Source organism: Aeromonas sobria, assembly GCF_050266975.1.
Classification (GTDB): Bacteria; Pseudomonadota; Gammaproteobacteria; order Enterobacterales; family Aeromonadaceae; genus Aeromonas; species Aeromonas sobria_B.
Map to the genome: position 1 here is coordinate 1 of NZ_JBKISU010000085.1, position 838 is coordinate 838.

The following is an 838-nucleotide window of genomic DNA, read 5'->3' on the forward strand; positions in this document are numbered from 1 at the left end:
CCATCACTCTGGTCTGCTGCGCTTTCGATGTTCCAACATCCTGTTTTTACGACTATCTGGCCCGCAAGCGGACGATTAACCGTGAGCGGATGCAGCAACGCAGCGAGTTGCGCCGTTTGTTCAAAGAAAGCCGCAACTCAGCGGGCAGCCGCGCCTTGATGTCGATGATGCGAGAGCTGGGGCATCAGATTGGCCGATTCAAAGTGCGCAGTCTGATGAAGGAAGCCGGTCTGGTATCCAGGCAACCGGGCGCTCATCGCTATCAGGTCGCCCGCTCTGAGCGACCGGATATTCCCAATCTGCTGGCCCGTGAATTTGATGTCCAGCAACCCAATCAGGTGTGGTGTGGCGATATCACCTATGTCTGGGCCGCGGGTCGTTGGTATTACCTGGCCGCAGTGCTCGACCTGCATACCCGGCGGGTCGTGGGCTGGGCGATGTCTGACAAGCCTGATGCAGAGCTGGCCATCAAAGCACTGGAGATGGCCTATCAGCAGCGGGGTTGCCCATCAGGCGTGCTGTTTCACTCCGACCAGGGCAGCCAATATGGCAGCCGTGCGTTTCGGCAACGGCTGTGGCGCTATCGTATGACCCAGAGCATGAGCCGGCGTGGCAACTGCTGGGATAACGCACCGATGGAGCGGTTGTTCAGGAGCCTGAAGACAGAGTGGCTCCCGACAACGGGATATATGAACCTACGGGAGGCGAAGCGGGATATCAGCTATTACCTGATGGATTACTACAACTGGCGGCGTCCACATCAACATAATGATGGGATACCGCCAGCAGAGGCCGAAAATCGGCTTAACTGTGTGTCCGGATTTAGTTGACCACTACA

At 57.3% G+C, this 838-nt stretch carries 1 protein-coding gene; it reads left to right on the forward strand.

Translation table 11 applies throughout. The annotated features are described in order from the left end of the window. A partial coding sequence (locus tag ACLHZ1_RS20525; RefSeq protein ID WP_427263532.1) for an IS3 family transposase occupies window positions 1-830 on the forward strand: 830 nt, incomplete at its 5' end. Window positions 831-838 lie beyond the last annotated feature (8 nt).